The sequence below is a fragment of the Catelliglobosispora koreensis DSM 44566 genome (genome assembly GCF_000379685.1).
Classification (GTDB): Bacteria; Actinomycetota; Actinomycetes; order Mycobacteriales; family Micromonosporaceae; genus Catelliglobosispora; species Catelliglobosispora koreensis.
Map to the genome: position 1 here is coordinate 65683 of NZ_KB903289.1, position 7886 is coordinate 73568.

8 protein-coding genes are annotated in these 7886 nt (G+C 63.4%); 4 read left to right on the forward strand and 4 right to left on the reverse strand.

Features of this window, described 5'->3' with window-relative positions; all coding sequences use genetic code 11:
* Window positions 1-9: 9 nt before the first annotated feature.
* A complete protein-coding gene (locus tag A3E1_RS0128230) occupies window positions 10-3102 on the reverse strand; it encodes an AfsR/SARP family transcriptional regulator (protein WP_157631785.1) in 3093 nt (1030 codons plus the stop codon).
* Between the two features lie 320 nt (window positions 3103-3422).
* Between A3E1_RS0128230 and A3E1_RS42495 the strand changes: the two genes are divergently transcribed.
* Window positions 3423-3929: a SigE family RNA polymerase sigma factor gene (locus A3E1_RS42495; RefSeq protein ID WP_020524157.1), complete on the forward strand. Its 507-nt coding sequence runs from the start codon at window positions 3423-3425 to the stop codon at window positions 3927-3929.
* A complete protein-coding gene (locus A3E1_RS0128240; RefSeq protein WP_020524158.1) occupies window positions 3926-5089 on the forward strand; it encodes a hypothetical protein in 1164 nt (387 codons plus the stop codon). Before A3E1_RS42495 ends, A3E1_RS0128240 begins: the two co-directional genes overlap by 4 nt.
* 40 nt (window positions 5090-5129) lie before the next feature.
* Here the strand turns inward: A3E1_RS0128240 and A3E1_RS0128245 are convergent, their stop codons facing one another.
* Window positions 5130-6011, reverse strand: coding sequence for a DMT family transporter (locus tag A3E1_RS0128245; RefSeq protein ID WP_020524159.1), 882 nt, complete (start codon window positions 6009-6011; stop codon window positions 5130-5132).
* Window positions 6012-6094: 83 nt separating this feature from the next.
* Between A3E1_RS0128245 and A3E1_RS0128250 the strand changes: the two genes are divergently transcribed.
* Window positions 6095-6652: a TetR/AcrR family transcriptional regulator gene (locus A3E1_RS0128250; RefSeq protein ID WP_020524160.1), complete on the forward strand. Its 558-nt coding sequence runs from the start codon at window positions 6095-6097 to the stop codon at window positions 6650-6652.
* Window positions 6653-6656: 4 nt separating this feature from the next.
* Here A3E1_RS0128250 and A3E1_RS0128255 read toward each other — a convergent pair whose 3' ends face one another.
* Window positions 6657-6941, reverse strand: a complete 285-nt coding sequence (locus A3E1_RS0128255) for an SCO4226 family nickel-binding protein (protein WP_245571425.1) — start codon at window positions 6939-6941, stop codon at window positions 6657-6659.
* A gap of 104 nt (window positions 6942-7045) precedes the next feature.
* Window positions 7046-7438 (reverse strand): amphi-Trp domain-containing protein, encoded by a 393-nt coding sequence (locus A3E1_RS0128260; RefSeq protein ID WP_157631786.1) that lies wholly within the window; start codon window positions 7436-7438, stop codon window positions 7046-7048.
* A gap of 92 nt (window positions 7439-7530) precedes the next feature.
* Between A3E1_RS0128260 and A3E1_RS48860 the strand changes: the two genes are divergently transcribed.
* Complete coding sequence (locus tag A3E1_RS48860) at window positions 7531-7662, forward strand: hypothetical protein (RefSeq protein WP_281167405.1); 132 nt, start codon at window positions 7531-7533, stop codon at window positions 7660-7662.
* The last annotated feature ends 224 nt before the right edge of the window (window positions 7663-7886 follow it).

Here is a 7886-nt window from a genome sequence, read left to right on the forward strand (position 1 = left end):
CTCGGGGCCCTACTTCATCAGGCGCTGGGCTCTGGCCAGGAGCGAACGGGAATCGGGTGTGTCCCAAAGGGACAAAGCTTGCTGCGCTTTTTGCGCTGCGCCGGCGGGGTCGTTAGTGGACAGGCTTATCTTGGCGAGCAGATTCAACACTATCGCCTGGTCCATGATGAGCCGATGTTGTTGTGCCAAAGCCAGCGCCGTGCTCGCGGTTTGTGTGGCGGAATCGTACTCGCGCAGTGCGTGAAGGCATTTGGCCAGGCACAGTTGCGCCGCGAAAAGGAACTCCGGCGATTTGATGCCCTCGCAGATCGATAACGCACGCTGGGCATTCTCCTTCGCATCATTGAGTCTGCCCAGGCCGCGCTGCGCTCCTGCGGTAACCATCAGAGAGCTGGCTTCGCCATAAACGAAGCCGCTGCCGGTGGCGATGTCAAGGCCATCGCGCGCGGTTCTGAGCGCGGATTCGTGCCGGCCCATGCGCCGGTACACTTCGCCAAGGGCAGCGAGAAACATTGACAGTTCGGCCTGGTTACCGAAAGTCCGGTAAATTTCGACCGCCTTGCTTGCGTGTTCCAGGGCTAGCTCGAATGCGCCTTCAGCGGATTCCGCGACAGCTAGATTCACGTAGCCGTGCGCGGCGTGCTGCTGCGAACCTAGTTCCTCGGCGTTCGTGATCAGCAACTGGAACTGCTCGATGCTACGGGCCGTTTCGGCGCGTGTCAGATAGATATCACCGAGATTGCCGTACGCGCTTAGCGCTAGTAATGGCTGGCCGGTTTGCTTACCGAGGAAGGCCGCATTCGACAGATGGGTGATGGCGGCATCGAAGTCGCCGGTGAGCCGGTAGGTTCCGCCGAGTTGGGATTCGATATGTACCAGCGCGGAAGTCCACTGGCATTCGACGGCGTGTTCCCGGGCCACGGCATAGCTGCGCAAGGAGTCGTGGAGCTTGCCAGTGACGTGCTGGAGCTGGCCGAGGCTCAGATAAAGGGCGGCCAGTGTTTGGTCGCGGCCGGTCCCGGCCGATTCGGAGGCGGATTTCAATGCTGTGGTCAATACACTGGACCATTGCTGGAAGTGGCTGCCGTTACGCAGAAATAGCCGAAGGTAGTCGGTCAAGAGCCAGGCGACTTGCGCCGGCCCGTGTTCTGCGCAGTGGGTGATGGTGGCCAGCAGGTTGTTGAATTCCTGGTTGAGCCAGGATTGGGCTTCGTCGTGTGTGGACAGTCTTTGGGCCACGGCGTATTCGCCGGGTAACGGCAGCTGGATCGCGCTGGGTGTGACGAGAGCGACGGCGAATGAGCAAGTGGCGAGCTGCCAGGCGAAGTAATGGTGCAGCCCGAGATCCCGGTCATGCTGGCTTTCATGCTCTAGCGCCATCTCCAGGGCGTAGTCGCGCAGCAGATCGTGCATGGTGTAGCGGTCGTGCGCCATGCGAGTCAGCAGATGCACCCGTGCGAGTCTGGTCAATGTCGCGCGACATTCGTCTGGGGGAATGTCAAGCATCGCGGCCAGTCCGTCTGGGCTGACGTCCGTTCCTGGCAAGAGGGCGAGCAGACGGAAAGCACGTCGCTCGTCAGCCGTGAGCACGTCGTAGGAACAGGTGAAGATGGCTCGCAGCGATGCCGCGTGGTCAGAGCTGACTTCAAGTTCATTGAGCCTGTTCTTTTCCCGCAGGGACCGAGCGAGTTCCTGGGCATCCAATGTTGGGTCTAGCGCCAGCCTGGCCGCCGCGAGGCGCAGCGCTAAGGGTAGGTGGCCACAGATGAGAGCCAGTTCTGCTGCCTGTTCCTGCGGTATGGCTTGGCGCGGACGGCTTTGGGCCTGTAACAGGGTGGCCGAGTCTTGGTCGCTGAGCAGGCCGACAGTGATGGGTAGCGCGCCATCGACGGCGACGAGCCCACCGAGGCGGTTGCGACTAGTGACGACCGTGACGCTTGTGCCCGTGGCCAAAAGCGGGCGCACCTGCTGCTCGTCACGTGCGTTGTCGAGTATGAGCAGAACTCTGCGGCGCGCGATCTGCGTCCGGTATTCGGCGACCGCCTCATCGAAATCCGCGGGGACTTGCCCTGGCGCCACACCGAGGGCGCGCAGCAGGTGGCTTACGGCCGACGCTGCCGAAAGCGGGGGCTCGACCGAGAATCCACGCAAATTCAGGTACAGCTGCCCGTCAGGGAATCTTCGTGCGACCTGGCTCGCCCAATGCACCGCCAGTGCGGTCTTGCCGACGCCAGCCTGCCCGGAGATAGAGGAGATCACCGCTGCCGGGGCTGGCGCTCCCAGCAGGCTGTCTAGCTGCGACAATTCGTGCGCCCGGCCCACAAAGCCAGCGGCCTGGGGTGGCAACTGCGACGGGATAGGCGCGGCGACGGTGACCCCGGCTGAAACCGGTGCGGGATCCTGCTCGCGAAGAATCGACAGGTATGCCTGCTGGAGCTGCTCGCCTGGCTCCAGCCCCAGCTCGTTGTTAAGCAGCTTGCGTGCACTCTGGAACGCGTCAACAGCGTCAGACTGACGACCGCACCGGAACAGGGCGACCATGTAGAGGCGGCGGAATGTCTCGCGAAAAGGATTGCTGGCGACCGCTCTTGCCAGCTCATCAACGACCGCAGCGTGTCTGCCCAGTGCGAGCTCCAGCTCGAACAGCTTTTCCTGCGCGCTGATCTGCTCAGCATGTAGTGATGCGATGGTTTCCCGCAAAACGGGTGCGTCGGCGATGTCCTGGAAAGCCTTGCCACTCCACAATCCAAGTGCTTCCCGCAGCAAGGTGCCTGCTTGCCGCGGATCGTGTGCGGCACAATCGTTGGCGTCAGCGGTCAAACGCCGGAACACCCGCGCGTCAATCGCCTCGTCTGGGACGAGCAATGCGTAGCCATGTGGGTGACTCTCGATGGTCTCTGGCCCGAGCAGCTTGCGCAGCCGGTAAATGTATACCTGAAGGTTCTTGGCAGCTGACCTTGGTGGCGTTTGTCCCCATAGGGCGTTGACGAGGTGATCGGATGGCAGCACCCGTCCGTCATCGGCCAGCATCGCGCCGAGCAGGACCCGCATGTTGCGGGCTCCCACATCGATGCTCTCGGCCTTGCTGTTACTGATCCGCATCGGTCCCAAGACCTTGAAACGGTTCACCTCAAACCACCCCGTACCTAACCCGGCCGCCGAGGGACAGTATCCCAGCGGTGGCTTCGCTGCCTATCCCGGGCGCGACGGAACCGCCTTTGATCAGGCGATATACCGAGCGCATACCGTGAGCGCCCACGATCGATTCACGCAACACCAAACGGGGGTGCCCGTCCGGTCCGCTAGGACAGGACGGGCACAAATTCCCGCTTCGCCAGGTCTGGCTAGTCTGAGCCGAGCATGCGGCTGGGTTCGCATGAACTGCCTCCAACCGTTAGCCGGCCTCGCACGTGTTAGGTGACATGAAAGACGACGACTTCAGCGAGTTCGCGGCTTCGCGGCTTGGGCGCTTGTCGAGGATCGCGTTCCTCTTAACGGGCGACCATCACGGTGCCGAGGACTTGGTGCAGTCCACTTTGGAGAAAGTGGCCGAGCACTGGAAGCGCGTGTCCCGCATGGGCTCGCCTGACGCGTATGCCCGGCGGATTCTCTACAACGAGCACGTTTCGGTGTGGCGGCGTACCAGGCTGGAGACCAGCACTGATACGCCGCCCGAACCGGCCGCCGGTGATGAGGCGGAGGCGGTCGTGCGCCGGCTGATGCTGCGCCGGGCGCTGGCGAAACTCACTCCGCGGCAGCGTGCGGTGGTTGTGCTGCGTTTCTATGAGGATCTGTCTGTCACCGACGCGGCTCACGCGCTCGGCTGCTCCGAAGGGACCGTGAAGAGCCAGACCAGCTTGGCCTTGACCAGGCTGCGGCAGCTTGCTCCGGAGCTTGGGGACTTTTCGCGAGAGGTAGTGCTGACATGACCGAGCTGAAAGACATGCTCGATGGCCTGGCAGGTGACGCACAGGTTTACGGGGCGATTGAACGCGCTGAACGGGTAGGCCGCAGGCGGCGCCACCGTAAGCGTTTGGTGATGGGAGGTGGCGCGGCGCTGTCGGTCGCGACCGTCCTCATTGGGGTGTCGCTGATTCCCACCGCTGTGCCGGCGCCGGAATTGGGGGCCTCGCCGTCCGTGGCACCCTCGCCGACGCCATCGCCAGATCACCTCATCGCTTGTACCGCGAAGGAACTGCCGTTGCCTGACGGGTACCCGAAGAAGACCTATGCCGGCGGCGGCGACCCCGCCGGCCGCTACATCGTTGGCCGGTCATATGCCAAAGATGGCCGGCCGCGGCTGGCGATCTGGGATGGCATTCAGCCCACGATGGTGGCCATGGAGGGTAGTGACCAGGGGTTCACGGACATCACCACCTCCGGTGTCGCCATAGGTTCGAGCTTCATCGGCACAGACGGGGAGAACCAGGTCTCCTGGATTTACCGCAACGGCGAACTGAAGCGGCTCAAGGGCGACAACGTCAGTGCCGTCGCCATCAACGAAAAGCTCGTCATCGCCGGCCGGGAAAGCTTGGGCCATGCGATCGTCTGGCGCACACCAACGTCCGATCCGGAGCGGCTGACGGTGCCTGAGGGCGCCATGATGTCGGAGGCCCGGGCGATCGCGGAGACCGGCGAGATCATCGGATCGATCGACTATCGCGGTCACCGCGAAGGCAAGCCCGCGACCGACGGAGTCGTTTGGCATACCGATGGCACGATCGAGGTCCTGCCCATCCCGGCCGGATTCGACCCGGAACGGGTGTGGCCCAACGACATCCGCGGCGAATGGATCGGCGGCCGGATGATCGAGCGCAGTGGGCGGCTGGTCAATCTACTGTGGAATCGGCGCACCGGTGAGGTCACGGCCCACATCGACCGCACCGCGACCGAAGTCGTGAACCCCCTTGGCTGGACGGCGGGCTTCGGCAAAGACCTGAAGCTGGCTGACGGAACGGTCGTCGACCTGCCCAGGCCAGGCGGTGGCGCCGGCGGCGGTGACATCAGGGTCATCAGTGATGACGGCAAGACGGTCGGCGGCACGCTGCTCGGCGATGAGACCATCGCGGTCCGCTGGACCTGCGGCTGAGGACAAGATAGAGCCTGGCTGGCCTGTGCGGCCAGCCAGGTTATGGGTGGTGGACCAGGACAGATCCGATGACGAGCAGAGACAACCCAATTCCACGTGAGCGGTTGAGCTTGCGCTGTGGCAACCGGAACCAACCGTAGTGATCCGCCAGGGCGGAAGCGGCCTGCTGCCCGGTAATGGTGAGGGAGATCGTGGTGGCGGCACCGATGGCTGGTACCAGAAGGAAGGTCGACACCACGTAGGCTGCCGCCGCCGCGCCGCCTAGCCAGCCCCACCATGGCATTGCCGCCAGCCCGGAATAGGCCGGCGCCGGTGTGTGACCGGTTATCCGCAGAACTAGGAACACCGCGGCGATGACAGCCGTGGCGACAGCGAAGCTAGTGAGCCCCACGGCTAAAGGCCGGCCAAGGTCGCGCATCAGTGCCGCGTTGACGGCCGCCTGCAGGGGCAGCACGCCACCAGCGGCCAGGCCGAGCAGCATCCAGCCAGACAGCTTGGCCTGCTTCACCATGGTGCTGATACCGGCGATGACCACCAGCGCACCGAGGTAGGAAAAGACCGTGAGCGGCCGGCCGCCGAAATAGTCGACTAGCAGCGAGACAAGCATTTGCCCGGTCACGAACAGCCCGACGGAGGCGAGTGCTCCGAGCCTGGGCAGTAGAACGATCGCGCTGGTGATGTAGAAAGGGCTGGCGATTCCGCCAAGCAGCTTCCAGGGCGCGACGTCACCCAGGTGGGTCAAGGCGCCGAGGTCACCGTTGAAGGCGGCTATCGCCGCGAGCAAGACTAGCGCGACACTGAGCTGGATAGTGGCGGCGCCATAGGGCGTGCCAACGGCTTTGCTTAGCTGAAGGTTCACCGCGGCCTGTATGGCTAGCAGGATGCCGACGGCCGCAGCGCTGAGCAGGAGAACGCTGTTCATTCGTCACTCCAGGGGTAAAGTGGACATGCCGTCCGGTTATAACTGGACGCGCTGTCCACTTATTCCGTGGTGAGGGAGCGGGAATGGAACGCGCCGACGCGACACGCAACCGGGTGCTGGTGTTAGAGGCCGCGCGACGGCTGTTCACGTCGCAGGACCCCCGGTCGGTCACCATGGAGGACATCGCCCGGGAAGCGGGTGTCGGCCGGGCGACGCTCTACCGTCGCTATCCGGATGTTCCCACGATCGCTGCCGCCCTCCTCGGCGAGCACGAAAGTGCGCTGCAGGCCGAACTCATTGGCGGACCGCCACCGCTAGGTCCCGGTGCGCCACCGGCACAGCGGCTCGCGGCCTTTTACACCGCCATGATCGCGCTACTTGAGGAACATCTGCCGCTCGTGCTCGGCGCTGAAACCGGTGAGGCGAGATTCCGGGCGGGGGCATACGGATTCTGGCGTGCTCATGTGAAGGCGATCCTGACCGAGGCCGGCGTAAAAGACGCGCTGGCGGCGACGGATGTTCTGCTGGCGCCGCTAGCGCCAGATGTCTACCGTTATCAACGCCAGGTCCTGGGCTACAGCCAAGCACGGGTTACCAGAGCGGTCATCTGGCTGGCACAAGCGTGCCTGCCAGACGATTAGCGCGTCAGACCTCGATCGGAACCTCGTAGACCTCGGCCGTCGGATGGCCGGCGCGCTCGTGCACCCGCATCACGGCTTCCTTATCTGGTCCCGTCGAGATGCAGAATGCCTTCCCTGACACCGGGTCCAGCCACGCCTTCTCGAAGTGCACGCCTTCTTCAGCTTCGATCCGAAGGTCAGCTTCGTGGGCGGCCTTGAAATCTTCGGCCGTCACGCCAACAAATCCTTCGTGAACATCCATAAACGTCGCCATCTCGGCCCCCTTTGCCGATTGCTGTGCTTCAAGCATCTCGCAGGCGGGCAGGCCGGGAGCCGCGTTAGGTGAATTGGAACCAGTCGACATTTGAGCGCGAACGAGCCATCCTTGCAGAGAGGTGGCTCGTTCGCGGGATGTCAGTGCGAGGTGGGGGAGAGGTAAGACTCGCCGGTCTTTTCCTCCGCCGGGGTGTAGGCCGGCTCCGCGGCGTAAACCGGTTCGGCGGCGCTGGCCGCTGCCGAAGGCCCGACGTTCTCCGGTGCTACTTCGGCGGGTGCTTCCTCTTCTTCCTCTTCCGCGTGTGCCTGCGCTGTCGCGGAGGAGCCGGTCCAGCTGAACTCGATTTCGATCGACGTCTCGGAACCACTGCTCTCGATCTCAAGTTCGCAGTCGACCTCATCGCCAACGCTTACCGAACCGCCCGCTCCGAACCGGACCTTGCCGTCTGATTCAAGCTGGTCGGCCATCTGGCGCAGCCACGCGGCCAGATCGGCCCGTGACACCTTCCGCGCGTCTTCGAAGATTTCCATGCCGAGCATGCTCGCACATGAGTGCTAGCCGAACAGGAGGCGTCCCCGGCATGCGACCGGGGACGCCATTGTCCTTATACCTCAGTATTCGCGTGAGGAATGATCAACAGATCGGCGCCCGGCCCGGTGGGATGGTCGACGCACGCGTCGTTGGCCACATGGCCAAAGCTGTGCCGGGCATCGCGATCACGAGTGCACAGGGCGACAGCGGCGATTGCTCCTAATCTCTTCATCGCTGACCTCCGCGGTAGGAATGGCCCGAGCTTGAAGATTGAGGGCTATCGATTGGCTCGGATGGTCGGCCAGAAAAGCACTTTGGACACTCTATTGTGGCCGATTCAACGAAGTGATACACCTCGATAGTTGCGTCGCGACGGATATCAATGGAAACATTCTTTGTGCGGCGATGTTCCGGCCGGCAAATCGATGTAGTTCACGTGCTGATTTA

What these genes read in the sequence shown, in the direction of transcription:
- A3E1_RS0128230 (WP_157631785.1), bottom strand. Translation starts at nt 3,102, where the DNA reads ATGCGGATCAGTAACAGCAAGGCCGAGAGCATCGATGTGGGAGCCCGC.
- A3E1_RS0128255 (WP_245571425.1), bottom strand. Translation starts at nt 6,941, where the DNA reads ATGCTTGAAGCACAGCAATCGGCAAAGGGGGCCGAGATGGCGACGTTT.
- A3E1_RS0128260 (WP_157631786.1), bottom strand. Translation starts at nt 7,438, where the DNA reads ATGGAAATCTTCGAAGACGCGCGGAAGGTGTCACGGGCCGATCTGGCC.
- A3E1_RS42495 (WP_020524157.1), top strand. Translation starts at nt 3,423, where the DNA reads ATGAAAGACGACGACTTCAGCGAGTTCGCGGCTTCGCGGCTTGGGCGC.
- A3E1_RS0128250 (WP_020524160.1), top strand. Translation starts at nt 6,095, where the DNA reads ATGGAACGCGCCGACGCGACACGCAACCGGGTGCTGGTGTTAGAGGCC.
- A3E1_RS0128245 (WP_020524159.1), bottom strand. Translation starts at nt 6,011, where the DNA reads ATGAACAGCGTTCTCCTGCTCAGCGCTGCGGCCGTCGGCATCCTGCTA.
- A3E1_RS0128240 (WP_020524158.1), top strand. Translation starts at nt 3,926, where the DNA reads ATGACCGAGCTGAAAGACATGCTCGATGGCCTGGCAGGTGACGCACAG.